At 64.0% G+C, this 26891-nt stretch carries 26 protein-coding genes; 14 read left to right on the top strand and 12 right to left on the bottom strand.

Annotated elements, in window-relative coordinates; translation table 11 throughout:
- The first annotated feature begins 144 nt into the window (after nucleotides 1-144).
- The 3 genes from ykgO to ACR9YP_RS39675 all read left to right on the top strand — a co-directional run bounded on the left by ykgO (nucleotide 145) and on the right by ACR9YP_RS39675 (nucleotide 1402).
- Nucleotides 145-270, top strand: a complete 126-nt coding sequence (gene ykgO, locus ACR9YP_RS39685) for a type B 50S ribosomal protein L36 (RefSeq protein ID WP_006611362.1) — start codon at nucleotides 145-147, stop codon at nucleotides 268-270.
- A 104-nt stretch (nucleotides 271-374) separates the two neighbouring features.
- On the top strand, nucleotides 375-1016 hold the full coding sequence (locus ACR9YP_RS39680) for a tetratricopeptide repeat protein (RefSeq protein WP_091886982.1): 642 nt from the start codon (nucleotides 375-377) through the stop codon (nucleotides 1014-1016).
- A 125-nt stretch (nucleotides 1017-1141) separates the two neighbouring features.
- Entirely contained in the window at nucleotides 1142-1402 is a 261-nt protein-coding gene (locus ACR9YP_RS39675) for a hypothetical protein (protein ID WP_091886980.1), read from the top strand.
- 45 nt (nucleotides 1403-1447) lie between these two features.
- On the opposite strand, the gene ACR9YP_RS39670 is transcribed toward ACR9YP_RS39675, so the two are convergent.
- Both ACR9YP_RS39670 and ACR9YP_RS39665 read right to left on the bottom strand, forming a co-directional pair.
- Nucleotides 1448-2196 (bottom strand): IS5 family transposase gene (locus tag ACR9YP_RS39670; protein WP_474217651.1). Its coding sequence is split into 2 segments (ribosomal slippage): nucleotides 1448-1866 and nucleotides 1866-2196, totalling 750 coding nucleotides; the frame shifts between segments, so codons are not numbered across the junction.
- Between the two features lie 69 nt (nucleotides 2197-2265).
- Nucleotides 2266-2448: a hypothetical protein gene (locus ACR9YP_RS39665; RefSeq protein ID WP_091886978.1), complete on the bottom strand. Its 183-nt coding sequence runs from the start codon at nucleotides 2446-2448 to the stop codon at nucleotides 2266-2268.
- 331 nt (nucleotides 2449-2779) lie between these two features.
- Here ACR9YP_RS39665 and ACR9YP_RS39660 point away from each other — a divergent pair, with 331 nt between their 5' ends.
- Nucleotides 2780-3736, top strand: coding sequence for an alpha/beta fold hydrolase (locus tag ACR9YP_RS39660; RefSeq protein WP_474218612.1), 957 nt, complete (start codon nucleotides 2780-2782; stop codon nucleotides 3734-3736).
- 117 nt (nucleotides 3737-3853) lie between these two features.
- On the opposite strand, the gene cycA is transcribed toward ACR9YP_RS39660, so the two are convergent.
- Entirely contained in the window at nucleotides 3854-4249 is a 396-nt protein-coding gene (gene cycA / locus ACR9YP_RS39655; protein ID WP_091886974.1) for a cytochrome c-550 CycA, read from the bottom strand.
- Between the two features lie 276 nt (nucleotides 4250-4525).
- Between cycA and ACR9YP_RS39650 the strand changes: the two genes are divergently transcribed.
- The 6 genes from ACR9YP_RS39650 (at nucleotide 4526) to ACR9YP_RS39625 (ending at nucleotide 11193) form a co-directional block, all read left to right on the top strand.
- Entirely contained in the window at nucleotides 4526-6019 is a 1494-nt protein-coding gene (locus ACR9YP_RS39650) for an FAD-linked oxidase C-terminal domain-containing protein (protein WP_091886972.1), read from the top strand.
- Nucleotides 6020-6263: 244 nt separating this feature from the next.
- The gene (locus ACR9YP_RS39645; RefSeq protein WP_474218611.1) at nucleotides 6264-6542 is read left to right on the top strand and encodes a hypothetical protein; all 279 of its coding nucleotides are present in this window, start codon (nucleotides 6264-6266) and stop codon (nucleotides 6540-6542) included.
- Nucleotides 6543-6787: 245 nt separating this feature from the next.
- On the top strand, nucleotides 6788-8026 hold the full coding sequence (locus tag ACR9YP_RS39640) for an FAD-binding protein (RefSeq protein ID WP_474218610.1): 1239 nt from the start codon (nucleotides 6788-6790) through the stop codon (nucleotides 8024-8026).
- Entirely contained in the window at nucleotides 8023-9345 is a 1323-nt protein-coding gene (glcF, locus tag ACR9YP_RS39635; protein ID WP_474218609.1) for a glycolate oxidase subunit GlcF, read from the top strand. The genes ACR9YP_RS39640 and glcF overlap by 4 nt, the downstream gene beginning before the upstream one ends.
- Before the next feature lie 85 nt (nucleotides 9346-9430).
- Entirely contained in the window at nucleotides 9431-9796 is a 366-nt protein-coding gene (locus ACR9YP_RS39630; protein ID WP_474218608.1) for a histone, read from the top strand.
- A gap of 386 nt (nucleotides 9797-10182) precedes the next feature.
- Nucleotides 10183-11193, top strand: coding sequence for a TorF family putative porin (locus tag ACR9YP_RS39625; RefSeq protein WP_091887077.1), 1011 nt, complete (start codon nucleotides 10183-10185; stop codon nucleotides 11191-11193).
- Nucleotides 11194-11587: 394 nt separating this feature from the next.
- Here the strand turns inward: ACR9YP_RS39625 and ACR9YP_RS39620 are convergent, their stop codons facing one another.
- Nucleotides 11588-13342, bottom strand: a complete 1755-nt coding sequence (locus tag ACR9YP_RS39620) for an ABC transporter ATP-binding protein/permease (protein WP_474218607.1) — start codon at nucleotides 13340-13342, stop codon at nucleotides 11588-11590.
- A gap of 313 nt (nucleotides 13343-13655) precedes the next feature.
- Between ACR9YP_RS39620 and ACR9YP_RS39615 the strand changes: the two genes are divergently transcribed.
- Nucleotides 13656-15320, top strand: coding sequence for an L-lactate permease (locus ACR9YP_RS39615; protein ID WP_474218606.1), 1665 nt, complete (start codon nucleotides 13656-13658; stop codon nucleotides 15318-15320).
- Between the two features lie 142 nt (nucleotides 15321-15462).
- Complete coding sequence (locus ACR9YP_RS39610) at nucleotides 15463-15861, top strand: META domain-containing protein (RefSeq protein WP_370986356.1); 399 nt, start codon at nucleotides 15463-15465, stop codon at nucleotides 15859-15861.
- Nucleotides 15862-16018: 157 nt separating this feature from the next.
- On the opposite strand, the gene ACR9YP_RS39605 is transcribed toward ACR9YP_RS39610, so the two are convergent.
- The 3 genes from ACR9YP_RS39605 to ACR9YP_RS39595 all read right to left on the bottom strand — a co-directional run bounded on the left by ACR9YP_RS39605 (nucleotide 16019) and on the right by ACR9YP_RS39595 (nucleotide 19446).
- Nucleotides 16019-17230: a hypothetical protein gene (locus ACR9YP_RS39605; protein ID WP_438105206.1), complete on the bottom strand. Its 1212-nt coding sequence runs from the start codon at nucleotides 17228-17230 to the stop codon at nucleotides 16019-16021.
- 144 nt (nucleotides 17231-17374) lie between these two features.
- The gene (gene groL / locus ACR9YP_RS39600; protein WP_091886952.1) at nucleotides 17375-19006 is read right to left on the bottom strand and encodes a chaperonin GroEL; all 1632 of its coding nucleotides are present in this window, start codon (nucleotides 19004-19006) and stop codon (nucleotides 17375-17377) included.
- 143 nt (nucleotides 19007-19149) lie between these two features.
- Nucleotides 19150-19446, bottom strand: coding sequence for a co-chaperone GroES (locus tag ACR9YP_RS39595; RefSeq protein ID WP_091886950.1), 297 nt, complete (start codon nucleotides 19444-19446; stop codon nucleotides 19150-19152).
- Nucleotides 19447-19762: 316 nt separating this feature from the next.
- On the opposite strand from ACR9YP_RS39595, the gene ACR9YP_RS39590 reads away from it, so the two are divergent.
- Nucleotides 19763-20284, top strand: coding sequence for a hypothetical protein (locus ACR9YP_RS39590; RefSeq protein WP_164934682.1), 522 nt, complete (start codon nucleotides 19763-19765; stop codon nucleotides 20282-20284).
- Between the two features lie 161 nt (nucleotides 20285-20445).
- Here ACR9YP_RS39590 and ACR9YP_RS39585 read toward each other — a convergent pair whose 3' ends face one another.
- Nucleotides 20446-21225 (bottom strand): protein phosphatase CheZ, encoded by a 780-nt coding sequence (locus ACR9YP_RS39585; RefSeq protein WP_370986354.1) that lies wholly within the window; start codon nucleotides 21223-21225, stop codon nucleotides 20446-20448.
- A gap of 315 nt (nucleotides 21226-21540) precedes the next feature.
- Between ACR9YP_RS39585 and ACR9YP_RS39580 the strand changes: the two genes are divergently transcribed.
- Nucleotides 21541-22353: a L,D-transpeptidase gene (locus tag ACR9YP_RS39580; protein ID WP_474218605.1), complete on the top strand. Its 813-nt coding sequence runs from the start codon at nucleotides 21541-21543 to the stop codon at nucleotides 22351-22353.
- Nucleotides 22354-22984: 631 nt separating this feature from the next.
- Here the strand turns inward: ACR9YP_RS39580 and ACR9YP_RS39575 are convergent.
- The 4 genes from ACR9YP_RS39575 to hisG all read right to left on the bottom strand — a co-directional run bounded on the left by ACR9YP_RS39575 (nucleotide 22985) and on the right by hisG (nucleotide 26891).
- Nucleotides 22985-23812, bottom strand: coding sequence for a DUF2076 domain-containing protein (locus ACR9YP_RS39575; RefSeq protein WP_474218604.1), 828 nt, complete (start codon nucleotides 23810-23812; stop codon nucleotides 22985-22987).
- A 126-nt stretch (nucleotides 23813-23938) separates the two neighbouring features.
- A complete protein-coding gene (locus tag ACR9YP_RS39570; protein WP_474218603.1) occupies nucleotides 23939-24784 on the bottom strand; it encodes a ChbG/HpnK family deacetylase in 846 nt (281 codons plus the stop codon).
- Nucleotides 24781-25827: a glycosyltransferase family 2 protein gene (locus ACR9YP_RS39565; protein WP_128931379.1), complete on the bottom strand. Its 1047-nt coding sequence runs from the start codon at nucleotides 25825-25827 to the stop codon at nucleotides 24781-24783. The genes ACR9YP_RS39570 and ACR9YP_RS39565 overlap by 4 nt, the downstream gene beginning before the upstream one ends.
- Before the next feature lie 86 nt (nucleotides 25828-25913).
- Nucleotides 25914-26891, bottom strand: a complete 978-nt coding sequence (hisG, locus tag ACR9YP_RS39560) for an ATP phosphoribosyltransferase (protein ID WP_091886940.1) — start codon at nucleotides 26889-26891, stop codon at nucleotides 25914-25916.

Below are 26891 nucleotides of genomic sequence, written 5' to 3'. Positions count from 1 at the left end.
CATTGACATCACCTCCCGCGATGCCTTAAGAACCGCCCCGTCCCGGGCGGTCATCCGCCAGCGGGAAAAATCTCATTTTGCCACATTCGCGCGTGCCGAAACGGTAGTGCCGAACACGGCCTTTCGAACGTTCAGGATTCTGCCATGAAGGTCCGTAACTCGCTGAAATCGCTGCGCGGTCGCCATCGCGCCAACCGCCTAGTCCGCCGCAAGGGCCGGGTCTATGTGATCAACAAGGTGCAGCGCCGCTTCAAGGCGCGTCAGGGCTGATCTCGCCCTGCCGGACGCCTTCGCGCTCCGCAAGACCACGGTCTCACACGAGTTTGACGCCGCCCTGCTTTGCAAGGGCGGCTTTGCGCGTTTAGACTTTGCCCATGGCACTGAGATTCCTCTGCGCGCCCACCCTGTGTCTGGCCCTGGTCCTGGGGACCGCCGGCTTCGCCCCGGTGCTGGCGCAGCAGATTGAGCCGCCGCCTCCGCCCGGCCAGCAGAAGAAGCTGCCGGAAGCGCCGGCCAAGCTGCCCAAGGTCGACCGCACCAAGAATCTCGATTTTCTGTTCGGCGCGCTGAAGGCAGCGCCCGACGAGACCAGCGCCAAGCATGTCGAGGCGCGGATCTGGGCGATCTGGCTCCAGACCCCGAGCGACACCGCGGCACTGTTGATGTCGCGCGCCAAGACCGCGGTCGAGGCGCAGAAGATCGATGTCGCGATCAAGCTGCTGGATTCGATCATCAAGCTCAGGCCCGACTATATCGAGGCCTGGAACCGGCGCGCCACGCTCTATTACATGCAGAACGATTATGGCCGCTCGCTCGCCGACATCCAGCAAGTGCTGATCCGCGAACCGCGCCATTTCGGTGCGCTCGCAGGGCTCGGCATGATCATGCAGGAGGTCGGCAACGAGAAGCGCGCGCTGGAAGCCTACCGCAAGGCGCTCGCCGTCAATCCGCACCTCGAGAAGATCCCCGACCAGGTCAAGGCGCTGACCGAGAAGGTCGAAGGCCGCGACATCTAGCCTATAACTCGATCATTTCTTGAGCGATCGCGGCCGGCGCGGATTAACCACGATCGCAGGCGTCGCGTCGCGAGGGCTATTGCCGGGGCTGCCGCAGGCCTACCTGCATGGCAGGAGCAAAAGCCATGAAGCGTTTGATCTTTGCAGGTAGCTTGCTGCTCGCGTCAGGGACGGTGAGCCTTGCCGACGGATTGTTCTGGGTGGTCGGCAACCGCGCCACCGGCAAATGCGATATCGTGACCAGCAATCCCGTGATCATCGGCGATATCTGGTTCGGTGACGGCCCCTACAAATCCAAGGCCGACGCCAAGCTTGCCCGTTCGACGATCCGCGCCTGTCCCGCGGTCACGCCCGACGAGGAGAAGGACGAGGACGGGTCGAACTAAGTCGCTTGCACCTGGTGCAGGACACCTAAGGCCTGTTTACAGTCGCTAGTTTGCGAGGAAAGCCGCGACGAGATTGAGGAGGCCGGCAAAGCAGGCGTCTGTCTTTTCGTAGCGAGTTGCGATGCGGCGGAATGCCTTGAGCTGGCAGAAGAAGTTCTCGACCAGGTGGCGCCATTTGTACATTTCGGCGTCGTGCGGGATGCGCCCGGCGCGGTCGGCCTTGGACGGGATGACCGCTGCGGCGCCGCGTTGGTTCAGATTGGCGCGCAGCCAGTTATTATCGAAGGCCTTGTCGCCGATCAGCGCTTCAAAATCGAGGCCAGTGATCAAAGGCTCGACGCCAATGCTGTCGTGACGCTGGCCGGGCAGCAGGGTGAAGCGAATGAGATTGCCGAGTGCGTCGACCAGAGCCATGATTTTGGTAGTCAGGCCACCACGCGAGCGGCCTATGGCCTGATTTTGAGTCCCCCTTTTGCCCCGGTGCCATGTTGGTGGACCCGGACGAGTGTGCCGTCGATCAGGACATATTCGAAATCGGGATCGTCACAGAGAGCTTTGAAGACCCGCTCCCAGACCCCCTTCTGCGCCCAGCGCCAGAAGCGCGTATACACTGTGAACCACTTGCCGAACGCTTCCGGCAGATCTCGCCACGGCGAGCCCGTGCGCGCAATCCAAAGAACTGCTTCGATAAAGAGCCGGTTGTTACGCCCGGTGCCGCCGGGATCACCGGCTTTGCCAGACAATTCCGGCGCAATCCGCTCCCACTGCGCATCGCTCAACATCAATCGAATCAAGGCTGATCTCCAATTTTCAGCCTTGAATCAATTTTCTACTGATTTGGGAATCCTGTCTGTAAACAGGCCTTAGTGCAGGACGCTGCCGCCGCGCTCGGTGAGGCCGCGATCGGCGACCGCGGCGTAAGCCTTTGCAAGCTCAGCTTCGAGATGTTCGTTGATCAGGAGCAGCGCCCGCACGGCACCGCGCAGGTCGCCGCTGCAGCTCGCGACGATCTCGTCGATCGCAGTGTCGTTCGATCTGAAGCTCATCGAAAATCCTCCGGTTCAAACCAGGAAAAAATCCTGCCGGTCTTTCCCGCATCCCCGAGGCTGCGAGGAGGATCGGCGCCCACCCGCGCCTAGATGGCCGAACCGACCATGGCGATTATATGGAAGCCGCGATGACGACTGCATGAAGCTGGTCCGAGGCTTGCGTGTCGCCAAGGAATATTGTTGATTCCGTTGGGTTTTTACGTTCCCTAATTGTGCACATATCCACAGCCCCACTGTTTCCGGTGGAAGCCCTGAAGCCGACTGAGCGAAACTGCCGTGTGCCAAGACCCGTAACTGCCCTGTGCCCAGGACCGCCCGGATTCGCTCAATGATCGTGATGTCAGTCGTGACGGCGCTGGTTCTGCTGGCGCTGGCCACGCAGGCCGGAATCCTCGTCGTGCAGCGCGACTATCCGCCGCAGGGCCGGATGATCGAGGTCGACGGCGCGGTGCTTCACGTCGTCGATCTCGGCCCGCGCAATGCTGGCCTGCCGATCGTCATGCTGCACGGGGCAAGCTCCAATCTCGAAGCGATGCGGCGGCCGCTCGGTGATCTCCTCGCCAGGGATCATCGCGTCATTCTGATCGACCGTCCCGGCCATGGCTGGAGCATGCGTGTCCGGCGGCAGGATTCGACGCCGCAGATCCAGGCGCGGATGATCGATGATGCGCTTCAGAAGCTCGGGATCGACCGCGCGGTCTTCGTGGTGCATTCCTGGAGCGGCGCCCTCGGCGCGCGGATCGCGCTCGATCACCCGTACCGCGTCGCTGGCCTCGTGATGCTCGCGCCCGTCACTCATCCCTGGCGCGGCGGCGTCGGTCGCTACAACGAGATCATCGCAACGCCCGTGATCGGTCCGCTGCTCGCCTACACGATCACGCTGCCGCTCGGCTACGTCCTCACTGAATCCGGCGCGCGCAACGTCTTCCTGCCGCAAGTCATGCCGGACGGCTTCGTCAAGGACTCCGCGACGCCGCTGCTGTTGCGTCCGCGCGAGTTCATCGCCAATGCCTATGATCTGGTGACGCTGAAGGAAGCGGTTGCTGCGCAAGTCGCGCGTTATGGCGAGATATCGGCGCCGGTCACGATCATCGCCGGCGAGCCCGACAAGACCGTGTCGACCGGCATCCACGCGCGCCCCTTTGCCGCGATCGTGCCGAATGCGAAGCTGATCGTGCTGCCCGATCTCGGCCACATGGTGCAGAACGCCGTACCGGATGTCGTGAAGGCGGAGATCGAGACGATGATCGGGAAGATCGTCCAGGCGCAGGCGGCCGCCGATTAAAGCGTTTTCGAGCGAAGTGGATACCGGTTCGCGGGAAGGAAACGCGTCAAAACAAGAAGCTAGAGCTTCGGTTCTGATTCAATCAGAACCGAAGTTTTAGCGGCCGCCTTTTCCCGCCTATTGCTTGATCTTCCCGTCCTTGTCGAACTGCGAGACATAGGCCCAGAGATTGTTGATCTCGGTCTCGTTCTTGATGCCGGCGAACGCCATCTTGGTGCCGGGAATCTTGGCCTTGGGATCCTTGATGTATTCCTTGAAGGTCGGCTCGTCCCAGGTGATGCCGGAATTCTTGTTCGCATCCGAGTAGTTGTAGTCCGGAGCGGTGCCCGACTTGCGGCCGTTGAGGCCGTTGAGCTCGGGGCCGACCTTGTTCTTGGCGCCTTCGCCGATTGCGTGGCAGGCCAGGCATTTGTTGAACGATGTCTTGCCGGCCGCGACATCCTGCGCCATCGCGGCGGGTGCGGTGGCAATCACGGTGAGGATCGTCAGTGCGCCAAAAGTCAGTTTTGTCATCGGGTGCTCTTCGTCTCTTCCCTGGTGGGTCTAGTCAGTCTCTTGCCTGCGCGGCAATTGTCGGACCTGCCGGTTTTGGCAGGCCTGCCCGGCTTGGACAAGCCGCCAGACCATGACAGGTTTCACGATTTCCTACTTGTCCCAGAGCGAACTCGCTGGCGATTGCGGGTCCGACTTTCGGATGGCCTACCCAAACACCCCCGGACGTGGTTGATTTACCGCGACAAATTGGACTGTGCGGCGTGAGCCGGAAGGATATGCCATGAAGGATTTGATATGGCCATCATGATGCCTGCGAGCGACCAGGCCGTGCTCGCGCGCCGCGCGGACGTCGTTGCCGCACTGCGCGCAATAGTCCCCGGCGAAGGCGTGATCGACAGCGCCGCCGAGATGCGAGCCTATGAATCCGACGGATTGACGGCCTATCGGCAGCCGCCGATGGTCGTGGTGCTGCCTGACACCACCGAGCAGGTCTCGCTGGTCCTGAAATATTGTGCAGAGCAGGGCATCAAGGTCGTGCCCCGCGGGTCCGGTACCTCGCTGTCCGGGGGCGCGCTGCCGCTCGAGGACGGCGTGCTGCTCGGGCTCGGCAAGTTCAAGCGCATCCGCGAGATCGATTTCGACAACCGCGTCGTCGTCACCGAGCCCGGCGTCACCAACCTTGCCATCAGTCAGGCGGTCGCGCATGCCGGCTTCTACTACGCGCCAGACCCGTCCTCGCAGATCGCCTGCTCGATCGGCGGCAATGTCGCGGAAAATTCCGGCGGCGTGCATTGCCTGAAATACGGCATGACCACCAACAACGTGCTCGGTTGTGAGATCGTGCTGATGAGCGGCGAGATCCTGCGCATCGGCGGCAAGTCGGCGGAGAACCCCGGCTACGATCTGATGGGCGTCATCACCGGTTCCGAAGGCCTGCTCGGGGTCATCACCGAGATCACGGTGCGCATCCTGCAAAAGCCGGAGACCGCGCGCGCGCTGATGGTCGGCTTCGCCGAGGTCGAGGCCGCCGGCGAATGCGTGGCGCGCATCATCGGCGCCGGCATCATCCCTGGGGGCATGGAGATGATGGACAAACCCGCGATCCACGCCGCCGAGGCGTTCGTCCATGCTGGCTATCCGCTCGATGTCGAGGCACTGCTGATCATTGAGCTCGACGGTCCCAAGATCGAGGTCGACGAGCTGATCACGCGCGTCGAGGCGATCGCGAATGGCTGCGGCTCGACCACCTGCCAGATCTCGACCTCGGAGGCCGAGCGCAATCTGTTCTGGGCGGGCCGCAAAGCCGCGTTTCCCGCCGTGGGCCGCATCTCGCCCGATTATCTCTGCATGGATGGCACGATTCCCCGCGGCGCGCTGCCGAAGGCGCTGGCGCGCATCCGCGAGCTCGGCGAAAAATACCAGCTCGGCTGCGCCAACGTGTTCCACGCCGGCGACGGCAATCTGCACCCGCTGATCCTCTACGATGCCAACAAGCCCGGCGAGATCGAGCGCGCGGAGGCTTTTGGCGCCGACATCCTGCGCGCCTGCGTCGAATTCGGCGGCGTGCTCACCGGCGAGCACGGCGTCGGCATCGAGAAGCGCGACCTCATGCCGGATATGTTCACCGAGATCGACCTCAACCAGCAGCAGCGGTTGAAATGCGCCTTCGACGCGCAGGGTCTGCTCAATCCCGGAAAGGTGTTTCCGACCCTGCATCGCTGCGCCGAGCTCGGCCGCATGCATGTGCATGCAGGTAAGCTCGCGTTTCCGGATATTCCCCGGTTCTGAGCGACCGGGATCGCTCACACAAAGAGCCGCCGGGTTGAGACCGCGGCGGCTCTTGTCATTGGCCTATTGGCAATTGCGAGACGACCGTCAGTAGCCAGACTTCGTGCTCGCGCCACCAGACTTCGTGCTCGCGCCAGTGGTTTGGCCGGGAGCGTAGCCAGAAGCGCCGGGGTGACCTTTCTTAGAACCCATGGCGTGCTTCTTATGTCCCGGAGTGTAGCCGGATGCTCCCGGATGGCCTGCCTTGGAGCCCTTGGTCTGCATCTCTTGGCCCGGCGTCTTGCTTGATACGCCTTGGGCAAAGACGGCCGGCGCAGTGCCGATGAGGGCGATGGCAGAAAGTGCAACAATTATCCTCTTCATCTTCATTCCTCCTTCTGAAGGAAGCACCGTGATCAACGGGTTGGAAACTGCGCCGTTCCATGAACGCCTGTTCATCAATCTATTATCGCGGGTCCAGCAAATGCCCAATGTGCGCGTCGCGCCGATCCGCCGAAGCAGTGCCGGTGATCCCGACGATTGATGCAGAACGCGGAGTCTGGTTGCGGGCGCCGAGAGATTGCGTCGCCCCACCGTCCTTGCTCGCTTCGTCCGCGCGGCTGCTTCGGTAAGATGCGCCAGTTGACGACAAGCAGCGGAAGGCTTGCCTGCCAACGGGAGCGCCCCGGCCACCGCTCTTTCGCGTTGCACCAGAGATTGCCAGCCCGGGCGAAGCGCAGTGTCTGATAGATTTGATTTCCGGCGCGAATTTCGTTACCGCCTCCTCTCGTGGATACGCTCAAGGTCAGAGACGGCAAAGACGTCGAAGAGGTGGTGCGCGCGGCGATCGCCAACGAGCAGCCGCTCGAGATCATCGGTCATGGCTCCAAGCGCGGTATCGGCCACGCGATGGCGACCAATGCCGTGCTCGACGTCTCCGCGCTCAATGCGGTCACCTCCTACGAGCCCAACGAGCTGATCGTCACGCTCCAGGCCGGTGCGCCGCTGGCCGATGTGCTGTCGCTGATCGATGCCAAGAACCAGCAATTCGCCTTCGAGCCGATGAACACGGCGCCGCTGCTCGGCACGCCGGCGCTCGGAACCATCGGCGGCATGATCGCCACCGGGCTCGCCGGTCCGCGGCGGATCAGGGCGGGCGGGGCGCGCGATCACCTGCTCGGGGCGCACGCCGTCTCCGGCTTCGGTGACAGCTTCAAGACCGGCGGCAAGGTGGTGAAGAACGTCACCGGCTACGACCTGTGCAAGCTTCTCGCGGGGTCCTGGGGCACGCTAGCGGTGATGACCGAGGTCACGCTCAAGGTGATGCCCAAGCCCGAGGCCGAGCGGACGCTGTTGCTCCGCGGGCTCGACGATGCCCGCGCCAACAAGGCGATGACGGCGGCGCTCGGCTCGCCCTTCGACGTTTCCGGAGCCGCGCATCTGCCGAAATCGGCCTTTCGCGCCAAGGCCAATGGGCTCGGCGACGTCGCGGGCCAGGACGAGGCGCTGACCGTGCTGCGGCTCGAGGGCATCACGGCGTCCGCCGCGCACCGCGCCGGCTCGCTGCGCGAATTGCTGGCGCCGTTCGGAACCGCGACCCTGATCGAAGACGCCGCATCGTCCGCGCTGTGGGCCACGATCCGCGACGTCCTGCCGTTCGCGGCAAACGGCGCGCTGGGCGCCTGGCCGGTCTGGCGGATCGTCTGTCCGCCGGCGTCGGGTGCGGCGCTCGGCACCCAATTGGCACACGAGACCGGCGGCGACCTGATCTATGATTGGGGCGGCGGACTGATCTGGGCGGCGGTGCCGCCGAAGCCGGACGCGCATGCCCCGGCCGTGCGCCAGCTCACCAACGCGTTCGGAGGACATGCCACGCTGATCCGGGCGACCGAGGACGTCAGGTGTGATATCGATGTATTCCAGCCGCAAGCGCCTGGCATCGCGGCGCTGAGCGAGCGGGTGCGCGCCAGTTTCGATCCGAAGACCATTCTCAACCGGGGACGCCTGAGGCGGGGCGCTGCGGCATGAAGACCGAATTCTCACTGGCGCAGCTCGCCGACCCCGACATCGCCGAAGCCGACAAGATCCTTCGCGCCTGCGTCCATTGCGGCTTCTGCACCGCAACCTGTCCGACCTATGTACTGCTCGGCGACGAGCTCGATAGCCCACGCGGCCGCATCTACCTGATCAAGGAGATGCTGGAGAAGGACCAGGAGCCGACGGCGGAGGTGGTCAAACATATCGACCGCTGTCTGTCGTGCCTTGCCTGCATGACGACCTGCCCGTCAGGGGTGAACTACATGCACCTCGTCGACCAGGCCAGGGTCCGGATCGAGCAGCGCTATCAGCGGCCGCTGACTGAGCGGTTGTTGCGCCAAGTGCTGGCCTTCGTCCTGCCGGACCCGCAGCGTTTCCGCGCGAGCATGTGGCTGGCGCGGCTGGCCCGCCCACTTGCCGTCTTCCTGCCGACGCCCAGGCCCTCGGCCACGCCCGGACTGATCCAGCGCATCAAGGCGATGCTGGCGCTGGCGCCGAACCGACTGCCGTTGCCGGGGCCCGCCGCCGGCAGCGTGTTCGCCGCGCTCGGCAAGAGACGCGGCCGGGTCGCCCTGCTGCAGGGTTGCGCCCAGCAGGTGCTGGCGCCGCGCATCAACCAGGCCGCCATCAGCCTTCTCACCCGCCACGGCATCGAGGTTGTCCTGGTCCGGGACGAGCAGTGCTGTGGCGCGCTGACCCATCACCTCGGCAACGACCACGACGCATTGGCGCGGGCGCGCGCCAATATCGCTGCGTGGTGCCGGGAAGCGGCCGGCGAGGGGCTCGACGCCATCCTGGTGACGGCGTCCGGCTGCGGCACCGTGATCAAGGACTACGGCTATCTGCTGCGCGAGGATGTGGCGTTCGCAGCCGATGCGGCGAAGGTGTCCGCGCTTGCCAAGGACATCACCGAATACGTCGCCGGCCTCGGACTTTCGGCCACCGCGCCACAGGACAACATCGTGGTCGCCTATCACTCCGCATGCTCGTTGCAGCATGGGCAGAAAATCACGGGCCTTCCGAAAGAATTGCTTTCCAAGAATGGATTCGTGGTGAAAGATGTGCCGGAGAGCCATTTGTGTTGCGGTTCGGCGGGCACCTACAACATTCTCCAGCCCGAGCTTGCGGACCGGTTGCGCGATCGCAAGGTCGCCAACATCGCGAGCGTCAAGCCGGACATGATTGCTGCGGGCAATATCGGCTGCATGGTGCAGATTGCCAGTGGCACATCAATTCCGGTCGTACACACGATTGAGCTTCTCGATTGGGCTACGGGCGGGTCGCGGCCGGCATTGAACGCGCAAGTTTGAGCTTTCAAAAGCCGAGCTTTCGTCCGCAGGTGACGGCAGAAAGACGCCCGATCGACCATTGTTCGGCGGCAACAGGAGGACCACGATGGCGAAAGCGAAGAAGAAAAAAAGCAAGAAGGCCAAAAAGGCTAAGAAGGTCGTAGCGGCGAAGAAGAAGGCCGCGAAGAAGGCAGCCAAGAAGTCCGCGAAAAAGTCTGCAAAGAAAGCTGCGAAGAAATCTGCCAAGAAGGCAGCCCCGAAGAAAGCCGCCAAGAAGGCTGCGACGAAGTCGGCCAAGAAGGCCGCACCCAAGAAGGCCGCGAAGAAAGCGGCACCGAAGAAAGCGAAGGCAGCTCCTGCTCCGAAGCCATCAGCACCGGTGGAAGCTCCGGCTCCCGAGCCTGCCGCCGAGACAAGCTGGGCGATGCCTTCGTCTTCTACGGAATCGGCGCCGGCCGAGGGACAGGGGTAGGCCCAGCGACCGCGATCGACAACAGAAAGGCCGCTGCGGTGACGCTGCGGCCTTTTTGCATCGCCACAAGCACCTACAGAGGCCGCCCTTTCTCGCGCCTGTCTGATTCGTAACCTGGGTGCCACGCTTCCTGGCTTTCCCGTACTTGCACGGACCATCCTTTGCAGTTTGCGACGCAATTGCTGTGTTCGAGAAGACACACAGGCTGACAACCTTTCGTGGAATCGTCAAAACGCCTAAAAAGTCGGCAGATGCCCGCGCTTTTTGCTTCACCGTTCGCACCCCTCAATTCACATTGCCGCAGTTACGAAATTTGCAATCAGGTCGAGCGCCCCGGGGGGCTATTGGGACCTGACTAGGTCTAAGAACTGGCGATGGGGATCGAAATGAAAAAAGTGGCTTTGTTGGCAACGGCGCTGGCAATGGTGACGGGTTCGGCTTTCGCGGCAGATATGCCGGTCAAGGCATTGAAAGCCCCGCCGCCGCCCGCCTTCGAGCCCTGGGACGTCGCCTTCGGCGGCGGCATCATGAGCGACTATATTTTCCGCGGTATCACCCAGTCGAACCACAAGCCGTCGGTCACGGCCTATTTCGAGCCGCGCTACAACGTCACTAAGGACCTCCAGCTCTACGTGGGCGTGTCCGGTGAGAGCATCTCCTTCCCGAACCGCGCCGCGGCCGAGATCGACGTCTATGGCGGTATCCGCCCGACCTTCGGTGCCTTCGCCTTCGACATCGGCGTATGGGGCTATCTGTATCCGGGCGGCAGCTGCTTCTTCGGCGCGCCCGGAATTGACTTTGCCGGCAACTTCCAGGGCGCCGAGTGCGCCTCGCAGGCCCTGATCAATGGCAACGTGATCAAGAAGGACCTGAGCTTCTTCGAAGTCTACGGCAAGATGACTTATACGGTGAACGACAACTGGTCGTTCGGCGTCAACGAATACTACACCCCGAGCTACCTGAACTCCGGCGCCTGGGGCAACTACACCTCGATCACCGGCAAGTACATCGCGCCCAGCACGGTCTTCGGCTCGAGCGGCGTCGGCATGTATGTCTCGGGTGAGTTCGGCCGTCAGTGGCTCGGCACCTCCGACAGCTTCTACGGCGTGCCGGCGTTCCCGAACGGCATCAAGTACGCCGACTACAACACCTGGAACATCGGCATCGGCTTCACCTACAAGGTGTTCACGCTGGACCTGCGTTATTCCGACACCGACCTGTCCAAGGGTAACTGCAACGCCTTCACCAGCGACTTCTCCGCCCGCGGCAACATCGCTCCGAACCTCGGTACCGACGTGACCCCGATCAATCCGTCGGGAGTCGGCTCCAACTGGTGCGGCGCGGCCGGTATCGCCAAGCTGTCGTTCGACCTGACGGCGATGACCAACCTGAAGTAAGATTTTTCCCGGAATACTTGGCGAGGGCGGCAGAGCGATCTGCCGCCCTTTTGCTTTGGGGCTAATAGACTAAAGGAGTTCGGCCGTGGCGTGCGCGGTGAGGGCTCGATGTTGGCCACATCGTCATGGCCGGCCTGACCTGGACAAGCCCGGGCATGACGTGAAGAAGCTCCCACCCTCCCCTGGAGGGGGAGGGTCGATCGCGCGCAGCGCGAGCGGGGTGGAGTGATCTCTCGACAAGGACAGTGTCAACGCGGATAGACCGTCACCCCACTTCGGTTCACCTTCCGCTTCGCTACATGCGAACCGATCCCCCCTCCAGGGGAGGATGGTTTCGTGTCGCGAAACCGCGCTAAATCACGCCGCCGCGCACACGAATCCGGAGCGCCGCGCCTCAGCGCGCCGCGCTCGGCTCCGCTACAGCCGGTTCGCCGCCGAGGACGTGGATCTCGCCGTCCTTCACCAGCGCCACCTTGCGGGTGTGGAAGGCATCGAGCGTCGAGCGGTGGCCGATCGAAACAATGGTCGCCTGCGGCAGCTTCTCTGCCAGCAGCCGGTACAGCCGGGCCTCGGACGGCTCGTCCAGCGACGCCGTGGCCTCGTCCAGGAACAGATAGTCCGGCGCATGCAACAGCGCGCGGGCGAGCCCCAGGCGCTGCTGCTCGCCGAGCGACAGCATCCGGTTCCAGTGACCGTCCTCGGCAAGCCGCTTTGCCAGACGCGGCATGCCTACTGCTGTCAGCGCTTCCGCGATCTTCTCGGGCGCGATTGTGCCATGATCGGAGGGGTAGATCACGGCATCCCCGAGCGGGCCGATCGGGAAATACGGCCGCTGCGGCACCATCATCAGCTTCGCCTTCTCAGGAATGGCGATCGTTCCGTCGCCGAAAGGCCAGATGCCGGCAATGGCCCGGAACAACGTCGACTTGCCGGAACCGGACGGTCCGGTCACCAGAACTCGCTCTGCCGGCCGGACGATGAAGGCATCGGCGCTGACCAGTGGCTCGCCGTTTGGCAGGTTCACCAGCAATTGCTTGAGCGTGATTGCCTTGGCGCTCCCTGGCGCAACGCTGATGGCCGGCTCGTGCGCCGCGACGGTGGCTGCTGAGCTGACCGACATCTCGAAGCCATCGAGACGAGCAATCACCGAGCGCCATTCCGCGAGCGAGCGATACGCCGTGACGAAGAACGACAGCGCATCCTGCACGCTGCCGAACGCCGAGCCGGTCTGCATCAAGTCGCCGAGCTGGATTCTCTTGGCGAAGTAAGCCGGAGCCACCACCACATAGGGGAAGATCACTGCAGCCTGACTGTAGCTTGCCGTGAAAGCGGTCAGGCGCTTGGTCCTGCTCATAATCGCGTACCAGTTGCCTATGACGAAACCAAAGCGCTGCAGCAGATTCCCCCGCTCCGCGCTCTCACCTTTCAAAAGGGCGATCTGCTCGGAATTTTCGCGCACGCGGATCAGGTTGAAGCGGAAGTCGGCCTCGAAGCGCTGCTGCTCGAAATTGAGGTTGATCAGCGGGGCACCGATCCAGTGCGTCAGCGCCGTACCCAGGATTGCGTAGACCAGCGCACACCAGACCAGAAAGCCGGGGATGACGATATCGGTACCGTAGATGTGCAGCGGCGCCTTGTCCGATAGACCCCAGAGAATGACGACGAACGAGGCCAGCGTCACGATCGACGACAGCAGGCCGAGGCCGATGGTCAGGGTCTGCTCGACGAAATTCTTGACGTCCTCGGTGATACGTTGATCCGGATTGTCGGCGGCGTCGCCCTTGAGCTGCATGCGGTAATGCGTCGAGCCGTTGAGCCATTCGCCGAGATAATGCTGCGTCAGCCAGCGCCGCCAACGAATCTGAAGCCACTGGTTCAGGTAGAGCTTGTAGACCGCCAATGCGACGAAGGTGAAGGCAAGGCCAAGAAAGATCCAGATCTCTCTGACGAACCGGTCCAGTTCATATCCCTGGATCGCACTGAAGAATCGGTTTTGCCACTGACTGACCAGAACATTGATCGCCACCAGCGCCAGCTCCATGGCAATGACGGCGGCGAGCAGGCCGCGGCCGGCCCATTTGTCCTCCGATCGGAAATAGGGGGCGGCGATTCGCCAGACGATCGCGAGCGTGGCGCGGATGTTCTTCACAGAGCTGGGTCTCCTCAGGGGATGTGCATAACGGCCCAGAGCCATATGGCTGAGGTAATGGCGAAAGTGGGCGCGCTTAGACTAAAGTCGCAAGGTCTGCAATTTGCGTTGGCTTGTCGCAGCTTGCAACCCTAGCATGGGGCTCGACGGTGCGGGGCGGGGTGCTTCGGGATTTCGCGAGCTTGTGAGCGGACGGGAACCGCCGCATTCGCGAGGAATTCGCGTCCGACTCGGGGGTTATCGCTTTCAGCGTCAAGCAGGACCGGCTCTCCACGCGGGTCGCCTGCCACAAACATGCGTGGGGAGGAAGACCATGTGGAATCAAATCTATGACCCGCTGCACAGCCCGGTGCTGTCGACGATTGCGGCGGCGGTGCCCGTCGTCACGCTGCTGGTCCTGATCGCGAGCGGTCGCGTCAAGGCGCATATTGCCGCCATCATCGCCGTGATCGTCACCAACCTGATCACGATCTTCGTCTTCACCATGCCGGTGAACATGTCGGTCCGCGCCTCGATCCTCGGCATCGTCACCGGGTTCTTCCCGATCGGCTGGATCGTCCTCAACGTCATCTTCCTCTACCAGGTGACGGTGGCGACCGGGCGCTTCGAACTGTTGAAGCGCGCGATCGGCGGCGTCACCGAGGACCGGCGGCTGCAGCTGCTGCTGATTGCGTTCTCGTTCGGCGCGTTCTTCGAGGGCGCCTCGGGCTTCGGCACGCCGGTCGCGATCACGGGTGCCGTGCTGATCGGGCTCGGCTTCTCGCCGCTCGCGGCCTCCGGCCTGTCGCTGATCGCCAACACCGCGCCGGTGGCCTATGGCGCGCTCGGCACGCCGATCCAGGGCCTCGCCTCGGTCACCGGGCTCGATCCCTACATCCTGGGTGCGATGGTCGGACGGCAATTGCCGTTCTTCTCGCTGATCGTGCCGTTCTGGGTGGTGTGGGCGTTCGCGGGCTGGCGGGGCATGAAGGACGTCTGGCCGGCGATCCTCGTCACCGGCGTGTCCTTTGCGATCCCGCAATTCGTAATCTCCAACTACATCAATCCCTGGATCGTCGACATCGGCGCCTCGCTGATCTCGATGGGGGCTCTCATCCTGTTTCTGAAGGTCTGGCACCCGAGGCAGCTGTGGTTGTCGCCGGAACTGCGCGGACACGACGCGTCGCATGCGACCATGGCGCCGGCGAAGCCGCTCGACAAAACTCCGCTCACGCAAGCCCAGCTCTGGAGCGCGCTCTTGCCGTGGATCATCGTCTGCGTCGTCATGCTGCTGTGGGGAAGCGGCTGGTTCAAGACCTGGGCGAACTCGATCTTCACCTTCAACTACGCGGTTCCCGAGCTCGACAAGATGATCAACAAGATGCCGCCGGTGGCGGCGAAACCGACGCCGGAAGGCGCAGTGTTCGCCTTCACCTACCTGTCCTTCACTGGCACGGGCATGCTGATCGCGGCGATCATCTCCGGCTTCCTCATGGGCGTCGGTCCCGGCAAGCTGCTCGTTGAATATGGCCGTACTATCCGGCTGTGCGCGATCTCCCTGATCACGATCTCGGCGATGCTCGCGATCGGCACCTTGACGCGGCTCTCCGGCGTCGACGCGACGCTCGGTCTCGCCTTCGCCGCCACCGGCGTGCTCTATCCCTTCTTCGGCACGCTGCTCGGTTGGCTCGGCGTGGCGCTGACGGGATCGGACACGTCGTCGAACATCCTGTTCGGCAATCTCCAGAAGATCACCTCCGAGCAGCTCGGCCTGTCGCCGGTCCTGATGGGTGCGGCGAACTCCTCCGGCGGCGTGATGGGCAAGATGATCGACGCACAGTCGATCGTGGTCGCCTCCACCGCCACCAATTGGTACGGCCACGAGGGCACCATCCTGCGCTTCGTGTTCCGGCACTCGATCGTGCTGGCCTGCCTTGTCGGCGTGCTCGTGACGTTGCAGGCCTATGTCTGGCCGTTTACGGCGCTGGTGCTGAAGTAGCGGTCGACGCCAGGCTGCGACGCCAATCCCCGCGAGGCTCGCCTCGCGGGGATTTTGTCTCTACATCCACCATGGGCGAACCTTCTCAAGAACGCTGCCGTCTTATAGAAGGTGCGGCAAGTCAGGTCGGTCGAGAGGTCTTATGGTTTTGCTCAAGCGGTTGGTGTGTGCGGCAATTGCAATGCTCGCGATGTCCACGCTCGCGCGTGCCGAGGAGGGGTTCCCCTTCGGCACCGAAATGACGCTGGAAGCGCTGCCACAGCCCGGCTCGAAGCGGATACCGAACATCGAGATCGGCGACAATGGCGAGGTGGTGCTGGAGCTCTGGTGCAAGGGCGGCAAGGGCCAGTTCTCGGTCGCCGGCAACACCGTGATCTTCGTCCCCGGCCAGATCCAGGACCGCTCCTGTCCGCCGGCAAAGGCGCAGGCCGATGACGATCTCGTGGCCGCGCTCGGCAGCGTCGAAACCTGGAAGCGCCAGGGCGACGTGCTCATGCTGGTTGGTCCCAAGCCGCTGCGCTTTCGCGTCAACGGGAATTAGCTTTCGCAGTGCGCTCGTCCCGGACAAGGCGGAGCGCGTAAGCGCTGCGCCGCAGAGCCGGGACCCAGAATCCTATCCTCGGACGTGCTCGTAGCTTCTGGGCCCCGGCTCAGCAGCGCATCACTGACGTGCTGCGCTGCGTCCGGGGCACGAGAGTCTACTTCCACACCGACTTGTCGGCGTCCCAGCGCTGGGCTTTCAGCTCCTTGGCAAGCGCCTCGATCGAGCCGTTGTCGTCGGGCAGATCGCCTTCTTCGTCCGGGCTCGCGTCATCGGACAGGTTGAGCTTGGCGCCGCTGCTCTCATCGGATGTGGTCGTCGCGGGGCTGCCGATCCAGAGCATGAGCTTGTCGGTCGTGCCGGGCTTGTCGGGCGAGACGAGGCCTGCGACCTCGATCGTGTCGGTGAGCTCGAGCGCGGGAAAATCCTGGTTCGGCCGCTTGAAGACGAGCTTGAGCTTGCCGGTGGCGGAGTTGAAGCTCTGCGAGACCGGCTTTGCCGCGAGCGTCCTGCTCAGCACGCCCGCAACCGCGGTCGCGAGCTTGTCGCGGTTGATCTTGTCGCCGTCGCGCCAGTCGGCGGCCGGGAAGCGGATGGTGCGGTCCATCTCGGTCATGCCCGCGGTCCAGCCCGCGGCGGTGACGCCGGGCATCGCCTTGAACTTTGACAGCAGCGCCCCCGCGCGCTCCGGATCGACCGACATGTTGATGGTCTGCTCACCGGCGCGCAGCGCGTCGCAGCCGACATTGAGGCTGGCCAGCGTCACCTCAACCTCCTGGCCCTTCAGGCTCTTCAGGAAGTCGTTCGCGGCATCGAGCTTGACCTTGACCGCGATCGCCTCCGGCGAGACGTCGGTGAAATCCTTCGGCTGCGGCGTGATGCCGTCGTCGGAGGTCTGGTTGTCCAGGAATTCCTTCTCGCTGAGATCGGAATTGTCGGGCGAGGTGACCTCGGTCACGGTCTGGCCGATCGTGATCTGGCCGCGGAACTCGAACATGTCCCCGGCCTGCTTGCGCAGCAGCTTGACGCTGACCGGCGCCTTCGCGCCGAGGCTCTGCGTCGTGCCCGTCAGGTTCTGGCCTGCGACCTGGAGATTGACGACGAAGCGGTCCTTCCGGTCGGAATTCTTCGCGACGGGATAGCAGACGTCGAGCACGGCCGCCGTGACCGTCTTGCCCTGGCGCGTCTCCTTCAGGATCACGTCGGCATTGCCGTCCATCAGCCCGTCGATCGAGGTGAAATAGCGCGTCTCGACGCCGCCGGGCGTCGTGGCCTTCGGCGACAGCTTCATCTGGGCGGAAGCGACCTCGGGCGAGGCGGCGAGTAAGGCCACCAAAAGGGCTGTCGAACAAACCGGAAGCGCGCGCATCGACGAAATCCTCGAGCAATCAGAATCGGGGCCACCGTAGTGGGTTTTGGCCGCCGGTTGAATCGGAAAGCGGAGGGGCAGGGTCGGCAAAAAAGAAGGCCGCCCGGAGGCGGCCTTCGTAACACTGGAAGGTGAGGATGGGCCTTAGAAACCGCCCATGCCGCCGCCGGCCGGCATGGCGGGCGGAGCTTCCTTCTTCGGCATTTCGGCGACCATGGCTTCGGTGGTGACCAGCAGGCCGGCCACGGAGGAGGCGTCCTGGAGCGCGGTGCGCACCACCTTGGCGGGATCGATGATGCCCTTCTCGACCATGTCGACATAGTCCTCGTTCTGAGCGTCGAAGCCGAAGGTCTCGGACTTGTTCTCCAGGATCTTGCCGACGACGATCGAGCCTTCCACGCCGGCGTTCTCGGAGATCTGGCGGATCGGGGCTTCCAGCGCCTTCAGCACGATGTTGATGCCGGCCTGGACGTCGGCATTGTCGTTGGACAGGCGGCCGACCGCCTTCTTGGCGCGCAGCAGCGCGACGCCGCCGCCCGGAACGATGCCTTCCTGCACCGCGGCGCGGGTGGCGTTGAGCGCGTCCTCGACGCGATCCTTCTTCTCCTTGACCTCGATCTCGGTGGCGCCGCCGACGCGGATCACCGCGACGCCGCCGGCGAGCTTGGCGAGGCGCTCCTGAAGCTTCTCACGGTCGTAGTCCGAGGTGGTCTCCTCGATCTGCGCCTTGATCTGGCCGACGCGGGCCTCGATGTCGGGCTTCTTGCCGGCACCGTTGACGATCGTGGTGTTCTCCTTGTCGATCACCACCTTCTTGGCGCGACCGAGCATCTTCACCGTGACGTTCTCGAGCTTGATGCCGAGCTCTTCGGAGATGAGCTGGCCGCCGGTGAGAACCGCGATGTCCTCGAGCATGGCCTTGCGGCGGTCACCGAAGCCAGGCGCCTTGACGGCGGCGACCTTGAGGCCGCCCCGCAGGCGGTTGACCACCAGGGTGGCGAGCGCCTCACCCTCGACGTCCTCGGCGACGATGACGAGCGGCTTGCCCGACTGCACCACGGCTTCGAGCACCGGCAGCATGGCCTGCAGGCCCGAGAGCTTCTTCTCGTGCAGGAGGATGTAGGCGTCCTCGAGCTCGGCGGTCATCTTCTCGGCATTGGTGACGAAGTAGGGGCTGAGATAGCCGCGGTCGAACTTCATGCCCTCGACGATGTCGACCTCGGTGTCGAGCGACTTGTTCTCCTCGACGGTGATGACGCCCTCATTGCCGACCTTCTGCATCGCCTGGGCGATCATCTTGCCGATGGCGGCATCGCCGTTGGCCGAGATGGTGCCGACCTGGGCGACTTCGGAGGAGGCGGCGACCGGCTTGGCGCGCTTCTCGATGTCCTTGACCACGGCCGCAACCGCGGAATCGATGCCGCGCTTGAGGTCCATCGGGTTCATGCCGGCGGCAACCGCCTTGGCGCCTTCGCGCACGATGGCCTGGGCCAGCACGGTCGCGGTGGTGGTGCCGTCGCCGGCGAGGTCGTTGGTCTTGGAGGCGACCTCACGTACCATCTGGGCGCCCATGTTCTCGAACTTGTCCTCGAGTTCGATCTCCTTGGCGACGGTGACGCCGTCCTTGGTGATGCGGGGGGCGCCAAAGCTCTTCTCGATGACGACGTTGCGGCCCTTCGGGCCGAGCGTCACCTTGACGGCGTTGGCGAGAACGTCGACGCCGCGCAGCATGCGATCGCGCGCGTCTCCGGAAAACTTGACGTCTTTGGCAGCCATTTCTGCAATCCCTCGTGTTTCGTGATGTATCTGCCGCTTGTGTTGCACCAATCCCGGGTCCGCAAGTCGAACCCGGCGGAATGATGGATGCCCGGATCGCGCGATCCGGGCATGACATTCAGCGGCCGTTCAGACGGATGGCCTTAGGCCAGCACGCCCATGATGTCCGACTCCTTCATGATCAGGAGCTCTTCGTTCTCGATCTTGACCTCGGTGCCCGACCATTTGCCGAACAGCACGCGGTCGCCGACCTTGAGGTCGATCGGGATCAGCTTGCCGGTCTCGTCGCGGCCGCCCGGGCCGACGGCGACGATTTCGCCCTGGGAGGGCTTTTCCTTGGCGGTGTCGGGAATGATGATGCCGCCCTTGGACTTTTCCTCGGCGTCGATACGTTTGACCACGACACGGTCATGCAGCGGACGAAATTTGGATTTAGCCATGACGTTTCCCTTTGGAGGCTCGCTTCGGAAGTAGTGGAAGTGGGTTGGGGCGGCGCTTCCGTCCACCCTCTTCCCGAGGATCGAACGGCACGCTTAGCAATCGGGCTTTCCGAGTGCTAATAGTGCGCCCGGAAATATGGCTTGGCCGCGATCCTGTCAAGCAAAGGTGGTTAAGCGATTGGTGAGGCGGATATAGGATGGTGGCATTGGAAACTCGTTCGGGGCGCCGGCGTATCAAACGACGGCATTGCTCCGGCGGCTGTTTTGCGCTTGGCTGCGGGAGGGGTGCGGCCATGGTCTTGTTCGGGGGAATGCCATGATCAGTTCAGCTCGCGCGCGCACGGTTGCCAATCTGGCCGCCGCGTCTTGTCTGGCGCTATTGCTGGGCGCCTGCGGCGGCGGCATGAGCCTGCCGTCCTTCTCGTCGTCTTCGCCGCCGCCCGAGGCTGAGCCCGGCACCGGCCCGGAAATGCCCGCGACGATCCGCTCCGACGAGATCGTCGGCCGCTGGGGTCTCGCCTCGTTCCAGAATCCGGCCGACCGCGCCCGCACCGAGGCTGCCGCCCGGGCGCAGTGCAAGAATCCCTATGTGATCACCGCCGGCTCCTCCGGCGGCGTGATCATGCATCTGGCCGACCAGGCGACCCCGCAGGAGCTGCGGCTGAAGGGCTCGCCGAGCGGCAAGAACTACATCGGACCCGCCGGCCCGACGCCGGGCGAGCAGGACCGCGAGATCATCTCCTTCGATGGCCGCGTGCTGATCACCCGCTTCATCGACAAGGACGCCGCCACCCGCTACGGCAACATGGTCTACGTCCGCTGCGCGCCGAGGGCGTGATCGGGATTCCGGCCTAACCACGCGTCATTGCGAGCGGTAGCGAAGCAATCCAGAGTCTTTCCACGGTGACGGTCTGGATTGCTTCGCTACGCTCGCAATGACGGCAAACAAAAAAACGCCGGCTTGCGCCGGCGTTTCGTCTTTCCGTAGTCGACGCCCGCTCAGTCGAACAGCGCGTCGATGTCGTCCTGCGAGGCATGGCCGACGTCGCCGGCGAGCTTCGGGCCGTTGAGGAGCTTTTCGTCATCGCTGCGGCTGTCGACAGGCGCCGGCACATGGGCCTTGATCGCGTCGACGCCGCCCCAGATCTCCATCATCGCATTGATGTGCTGCTCGATGAACTTCATCGTGGTCATGACCTTGCTGATGCGCTGGCCGGTCAGGTCCTGGAAGTTGCAGGCTTCGAAAATCGAGATGACGCGTTCCTGGATGTCGTCGGCGAGCCGCTTCTGCTGATCGGCCGATTGCACCTTGGACATCGCGCTGGCCGCCTGGTCGATCGACTCGGCGGCTTCGAGGATTTGCTGCGTCGCCTGCTCGGTGCCGCCGACGACCGCGCCGAGCTCGCCATTGACCTTGGCCATCTCGCCGCCGTCGAAGCTCTTGCCGTGCAGCGTCGCGATCTCGCGCTTGGTGCGGTCGATGGCGTCGTGGATGAGGTCGAGCTCGACCTTCAGCTTCTCGCACTGCTCGATCTGCGCCCGGTAGGTCTCGAGCATGGTACGGGCTTCCGAGAGCTCGTGGGCGGTGGAGGCGTCGATCGCCGCCATGGCTGCGCTGCCGGACAGGGGCACAGTGCCCTTCGCCATCTGTGCGCGGATCGCACGCAGCTCGGCCATGATCTCGCTATGCATCGGGATTGCTTCTTCGGTTACGTCAAGAATCGGCATCTCGCCACCGGCGATATCTTCGACGCGAAAACGCTTGCGGTGAACAGCCATCAGGATACTCCCCCCACCTCATTCACGCGTCTTTGTAGGCAGAAGCGATTTAACACGAAGTTCACAGCCGGAACTGTTGTGCGGCATCGCGCGACGGCGTGCAAAGAAGCGATTAACCATGGCTGCGCTGCGTTCATCGAAAATAAACGCTGATCGCCAAATTGGCCCGCGCTTGACGACGTGGTGAATCCAAACGCTTGATACGTTTACCAAACAAAACGGCTTTTGCTTTTTATTGACCACGTCGCGGCGGCCGATCAGCCAGGCGCCTTCCCCGACGCATGTGATCTAGACGAAACAGTACAGAGTACGTCGATGTTCAAGAAAATGTCTGTCGCGCTGCTCGGCAGCGCTTGCACCTTCATTGCCGGCGCCAACAGCGCCAGCGCCTTCGATAACACCGTGTCGAACGATCCGCCCGCGGTGCTCTATGCGCCGCAGGTGCCGCCGGCGCCGGTGCGCGTCGCCTCCAACTCGAACATGGGCGGCGGCTTCATCGAATTCCTGTTCGGTGACGGTCCCGGCCGCGGTCCGGCCTACGCGCCGCAGCAGCCGGGGTATCAGCAGCAGCCGGCCTATTACGATCAGCGCCGTCTGCCGCCGATGGGCGAGCCGCAGATGCAAGGCGGAGTTCAGCAGGGCGCGCTCCAGCAGGATGCGGTCGATCCGCGGCAGCGTCCGTTCGATCCGAAATTCGAGAAGCAGCTCGTCGACTATAGCGGCAAGGAAAGTCCCGGCACGATCGTGGTCGATACGCCGAACAAGTTCCTCTATCTCGTCGAGGGCAACGGCAGGGCGATGCGCTACGGTATCGGTGTGGGCCGTCCCGGCTTCACATGGTCCGGCGTGAAGTCGATCACCGCCAAGCGCGAATGGCCGGACTGGACGCCGCCGGCGGAAATGCTGGCGCGCCGCCCCGATCTGCCCCGGCACATGGAAGGCGGCCCGGAAAATCCGCTGGGCGCCCGCGCGATGTATCTCGGCTCCACGCTCTACCGCATCCACGGCTCCAACGAGCCCTGGACCATCGGCACCAACGTCTCCTCCGGCTGCATCCGCATGCGCAACGAGGACGTCATCGACCTCTACGGCCGTGTCAATGTCGGCACCAAAGTCGTGGTGATGTGAGGCGTTGTGCGCTTGAAGCGAGCCGTCAACCCGCGCCGGCTCGCGATGCGCGGCATCGAAGGCGTTGCGTGCCGCCGGCAAACGCCTTCCAGCTATGCTCGCTGACGGTGCCGCGTCGACCCGGCAACGGAGCAGCGACGACGAGTTGACGAATGGGAATGTGGTGCGCCAGCGGAGCGGTTCAACCGCCGCGCCGACAGCTCTGCCTTCCTGAGCCGCTCGTGCAGTCCCTCCAACTCGTACAATTCGGTGATGAGATGTGTCGTCACGTCGGATAAGGTTGCAATGCGCTGCTGAAGTGAACTCATTTTAAAACCCCGACTGTTGCCAAGAGCGGCAGCCACATCGTGTGTGGCATGAGCAACGTGTTCTTCCAGTTGAACACCCATGTCCGAATTTGGAAATCCGGGAGTCTACGGCCGCGCGCGTCAGAAAGTGATTTCGTTTTTCATGGTGAACTCGGGCGCGTCCGGCAGCAACGTTCAGCTCAGTGTAAGCCAGCAACCGTGCGCATTAGTCATACTATATCGAACGGCTTCTCTGCGCGCGGTGGCACAAGAGGCGCTTGAGCTATGCCGCAAAAGAAAACGGCCGCCTAGAGGCGGCCGTTTCGCATCTACCGGGTGAATGCTCACGCGTAATCGCTGCCGCCATCGTCGCCGCCGCCGAAATCGCTGTCGTCGCCGGTGTCCATGTTGTCGTCGCGATCGTCGCTGTAATTCTGGTCGTCGTTGTCCCGATCGTTCGACGCCTGGTCGAAGAAGCCTTGGCGCGAGTCGTCGCGGCGGTTCGAGCCGATATCGTCGAGGCCCGCGTCGCGCGCGAGCGAGCCGCCGGACTGGTCACTGCCGCCCCAAGGACTTCCACCAGCGCTGCGGTCGTCCAGGGCGTTGGTGTCGCCAAAGGCCTGCTGATGCGGTCCGCCCATCATGCCGCGGATGCTGGAGAGCAGCAGCGAGCCGCCGACGACGCCGGCCGCGGCCGCCGCCGCCGTGCCGAGGAACGAGCCGCCACCGCCGCCGATCGGCGGCGCGCCATAGCCCTGACCCGGACCCTGGCCGTAGGCCTGACCGTAAGGCGGCTGGCCGTAGCCCGGCTGGGTCTGCTGCATGGCCTGGCCGCTATTCCAGACCGGCCGCGAGTCGCGCGGCGGCACGTTCGGAACCGAACCCCGCGACGGACTTCCGCCGAACAACGTCTCGCGCATGGAATCCAGGAAGCCGCCGGACTGCGCCTGCTCGGGCGCCTGCCCCGCTTCCAGCTCCTGGATACGGGCGTGGGCGCGCTTGAGCGCTTCGTCCTGCAACAACACGGTCTGCACCAGCGCGTAGATCGCACCGGGTGCCTTGCGCAAGCCGTCGGAGATCGCGGCGGTCGCGTCGGGATCGCGCGGTGCATTTTCCAGTTTGGTAAGCCGGTCGAAAAGCTCGTCGACGAGCTGGCGTTCCTGCGGCGTCATGATCAATCTCCTTCGCGCAAAACCAAGCGCGCAGGAGATGTAGGGTTCCATTATGGCCCCAACAGTGCCGGCCGGATTAAATTTCCGTATGCGACAAGCTGCCCCGCAAGGCGGTTTTCGGCGACTTCACCCCAGCGTGACGCCGCTGTCCGCCAGCAGACGTGGGAACGCGTCGCCGGCGAGATAAGCATGCTCGCGTTCGCGCACATCCGTCATCGGGTCGAGGCCGACAAGGACGTTATCGACGAAGCCGGGATGGCACATCACGAGACCGCCCTCGGGGAGGCCTTCCAGGAACTGCCGCATCAATGCGCCGAAATCGGCTGCCCGCGTGAAGTCGTAAGCGCCGGCGAAGCCGCGATTGAAGCTGAGACCGGCCGCGCCGGCGCGGCGGCGGAATTGCGCGCTGAGGATATCGAGCACCATGGCCTTCAGTGAGGCCAGCCGCTGCTTCAGCGGCAGGTTGCGTCCGCACTGGCGTACCCAGGCGTTCGGTGCGGTCTCGCTAACGGCATCGATGAAGCCGTCGCGCACCTGCGGATAGAGCTGCACATGCTGGTGACCGTCGACGAAGTCGGGCGCACGCCCGAATGCTTCGGTGAACGCTGCGAGCTGCGCCTTCACCTCATTGCGAAAGAATTCGCGGTCGAGCCGCCGCATCAGTCCGGCGCGCAGCAGCTTCGGAAAGGCCAGGAACATGTCGCCGTCGAGAGGGCGGAAATGCATGGTGAGGGGCCGGAACGGCGCCGACAGCGTCACGTGCAAGCCGATGGCGCAGCGCGGGCTCGATTTGGCTGCCGCGTCCAGCGCCTCGATCTCACTGCGCGCGATCGCGGGTCCCACCATCATCACCGAGGTGGCGTTGAGGCGGCCGCGTTCGATCAGGTCGCGGATGGCGCAGTTGACGCCCGGGCTGATGCCGTAATCGTCGGCGCAGAGCCAAATCCGCCGCAGGCCCGCGGCAGCACTCATTCGGCGGCCGTCCTTTTCGAAGCGTCGTCGGCGTTGTCGGCCTCGAAATGCTTTTCGCTGTGCTCGGCGACGAAGTAGATCGGGCGCGCCTTCAGCTCGGAGAGAATCTTGCCGATATATTCGCCGACGATGCCGATCATGATGAGCTGCACGCCGCCGATGGTCATCAGGCCGACCACGAGCGAGGGATAGCCGGGCACCTGCTTGCCGGTCGTGAAGACCTCCCAGAGGATGGAGAGGCCGAACAGGAAGGCGATACCGGCAAGAGCCGCGCCGAGCAGGCTGGCGAAGCGCAGCGGTGCCACCGAGAACGAGGTCAGGCCCTCGATCGACAGGCCGAGCAGGCGAGCGGCGTTGAAGGTGGTCACGCCGTGCGCGCGCGGCGCCGGTTCGTAGTCGACACGGATCTGGCGGAAGCCGATCCAGCTGGCCAGTCCCTTGAAGAAGCGGTTGCGCTCCGGCAGCTGCCTCAGCGCTGCGACCGCGCGCGGTGAGAGCAGGCGGAAGTCACCGGCGTCCTCGGGAATCTTCTGCCGTGCGCCCCAATTGATCAGCGCGTAGAAGCCGTGCACGGCGAGCCGCCGCAGGAAAGGCTCGTTGTCGCGATGCGCCTTGGCGGTATAGACGACGTCGTAGCCGTCTTCGATCCAGTGCTGCACCAGCTGCTCGACCAGAGCCGGCGGATGCTGGCCGTCGCCGTCCATGAACATGACGGCGCCGAGCCGGGCATGGTCGAGGCCGGCCATCAGCGCCGCCTCCTTGCCGAAATTGCGCGACAGCGAGACCACCTGGACGCCGATCGCGTCGGCCGGCAGGCTGCGGGCGATCGACAGCGTCGCATCCGCGCTGCCGTCGTCGACATAAACGACCTCGCAAGCGAGCCGATAGCGCTGCCGCAAGGTCTTCGCGAGCTCGCAGATCCGCTGATGCAGGGCGGCGAGGCCCGCCGCCTCGTTGTAGACGGGGACGACAATCGACAGCCCCTTCGCGGCGGCGCTGGCCGCTGTGGTCGTCATGCCGGAAACGTCAGAGCCCAGCGTCATCGATCAAGGTTCCAGAGGCGTTTAGGTCTTCTCAACCGCATATGGTAGCAGCCGTTTGCTGTCGCTACGCTGAACAAAGCCAGGGCTCACCGCCCCAGGAACGCTTCGAGCTTGGCGAACAGCGGGTTCTCCCGGTCGAACACGTAGTCGAGCGAAACCACCGAGACGGTCTCGGCGCCATGCTCGCGCAGGAAGCTCGCCAGCGCATAGAGCTGCCCCGGGGGGCAGTGCAGCGTCAGCATGCCTGACGAGGTCGGTCCGCCAAACGGGGCCTCGACGCCGAACCGGCTGTGGGCCTCGCCGAGCAGGGCGGCGTCGCACTGCCGGAAGCGGGTGCGGACCTCGCGGTACTTGTTGGCCCGCGCTCGCGCCGCAATGTGATCGAGGATGACGCGCGCGGTCTCGCGCGCCTGCGGCGACCAGTCGGCCTCCTTTGAGGCGACCAGATTGGCCTGGCTGCGCAGGATCACGCCGTCGTCGAGCACCCGCAAGCCATTGGCAGCGAGCGTTGCACCGGTCGTGGTGATGTCGACGATCAGCTCGGCGCTGCCGGCCGCGGGCGCGCCTTCGGTCGCGCCGGCGCTTTCGACGGTGCGGTAGTCGGTGATGCCATGGCTCTGGAAGAAGGCGCGGGTCAGATTGATGAATTTGGTCGCGACCCGCATCCGCATGTGATGCTGCTCGCGAAAGCCGGTGGTGACGTCGTCGAGGTCGGCCATGGTGCGGACGTCGATCCAGGCCTGCGGCACCGCGACGACGACATCGGCATAGCCGAAGCCGAGCCCCTCGATCAGCGATACGCGCTTGTCGGCATCAGCGATGTTCTCGCGCACCAGATCTTCGCCGGTGACGCCGAGATGCGCGAAACCGCGGGAGAGTTGCGAGGCGATCTCGCTCGCCGAGAGATAGGCGACCTCGACATTGTCGAGGCCCGCGATGGTGCCGCGATAGTCGCGGGCGCCGCCGGCCTTCGACAGCTTGAGCCCGGCGCGGGCGAAGAAGGCTTCGGTGTTTTCCTGCAGGCGGCCCTTGGAGGGAACGGCCAGAACGAATGGCGCGCTCAT

The organism is Bradyrhizobium sp. BR14999, from assembly GCF_056106085.1.
The sequence above is the reverse complement of the archived record's forward strand: the minus strand, read 5'-3'. Positions and strand labels throughout refer to the sequence as shown.

Bases quoted from the DNA above. Each gene is read 5' to 3' on its own strand.
- ykgO (WP_006611362.1), top strand. From the start codon at position 145: ATGAAGGTCCGTAACTCGCTGAAATCGCTGCGCGGTCGCCATCGCGCC.
- ACR9YP_RS39680 (WP_091886982.1), top strand. From the start codon at position 375: ATGGCACTGAGATTCCTCTGCGCGCCCACCCTGTGTCTGGCCCTGGTC.
- ACR9YP_RS39675 (WP_091886980.1), top strand. From the start codon at position 1,142: ATGAAGCGTTTGATCTTTGCAGGTAGCTTGCTGCTCGCGTCAGGGACG.
- ACR9YP_RS39665 (WP_091886978.1), bottom strand. From the start codon at position 2,448: ATGAGCTTCAGATCGAACGACACTGCGATCGACGAGATCGTCGCGAGC.
- ACR9YP_RS39660 (WP_474218612.1), top strand. From the start codon at position 2,780: ATGATCGTGATGTCAGTCGTGACGGCGCTGGTTCTGCTGGCGCTGGCC.
- cycA (WP_091886974.1), bottom strand. From the start codon at position 4,249: ATGACAAAACTGACTTTTGGCGCACTGACGATCCTCACCGTGATTGCC.
- ACR9YP_RS39650 (WP_091886972.1), top strand. From the start codon at position 4,526: ATGGCCATCATGATGCCTGCGAGCGACCAGGCCGTGCTCGCGCGCCGC.
- glcF (WP_474218609.1), top strand. From the start codon at position 8,023: ATGAAGACCGAATTCTCACTGGCGCAGCTCGCCGACCCCGACATCGCC.
- ACR9YP_RS39630 (WP_474218608.1), top strand. From the start codon at position 9,431: ATGGCGAAAGCGAAGAAGAAAAAAAGCAAGAAGGCCAAAAAGGCTAAG.
- ACR9YP_RS39625 (WP_091887077.1), top strand. From the start codon at position 10,183: ATGAAAAAAGTGGCTTTGTTGGCAACGGCGCTGGCAATGGTGACGGGT.
- ACR9YP_RS39615 (WP_474218606.1), top strand. From the start codon at position 13,656: ATGTGGAATCAAATCTATGACCCGCTGCACAGCCCGGTGCTGTCGACG.
- ACR9YP_RS39610 (WP_370986356.1), top strand. From the start codon at position 15,463: ATGGTTTTGCTCAAGCGGTTGGTGTGTGCGGCAATTGCAATGCTCGCG.
- ACR9YP_RS39605 (WP_438105206.1), bottom strand. From the start codon at position 17,230: ATGCGCGCGCTTCCGGTTTGTTCGACAGCCCTTTTGGTGGCCTTACTC.
- groL (WP_091886952.1), bottom strand. From the start codon at position 19,006: ATGGCTGCCAAAGACGTCAAGTTTTCCGGAGACGCGCGCGATCGCATG.
- ACR9YP_RS39595 (WP_091886950.1), bottom strand. From the start codon at position 19,446: ATGGCTAAATCCAAATTTCGTCCGCTGCATGACCGTGTCGTGGTCAAA.
- ACR9YP_RS39590 (WP_164934682.1), top strand. From the start codon at position 19,763: ATGATCAGTTCAGCTCGCGCGCGCACGGTTGCCAATCTGGCCGCCGCG.
- ACR9YP_RS39585 (WP_370986354.1), bottom strand. From the start codon at position 21,225: ATGGCTGTTCACCGCAAGCGTTTTCGCGTCGAAGATATCGCCGGTGGC.
- ACR9YP_RS39580 (WP_474218605.1), top strand. From the start codon at position 21,541: ATGTTCAAGAAAATGTCTGTCGCGCTGCTCGGCAGCGCTTGCACCTTC.
- ACR9YP_RS39575 (WP_474218604.1), bottom strand. From the start codon at position 23,812: ATGACGCCGCAGGAACGCCAGCTCGTCGACGAGCTTTTCGACCGGCTT.
- ACR9YP_RS39570 (WP_474218603.1), bottom strand. From the start codon at position 24,784: ATGAGTGCTGCCGCGGGCCTGCGGCGGATTTGGCTCTGCGCCGACGAT.
- ACR9YP_RS39565 (WP_128931379.1), bottom strand. From the start codon at position 25,827: ATGACGCTGGGCTCTGACGTTTCCGGCATGACGACCACAGCGGCCAGC.
- hisG (WP_091886940.1), bottom strand. From the start codon at position 26,891: ATGAGCGCGCCATTCGTTCTGGCCGTTCCCTCCAAGGGCCGCCTGCAG.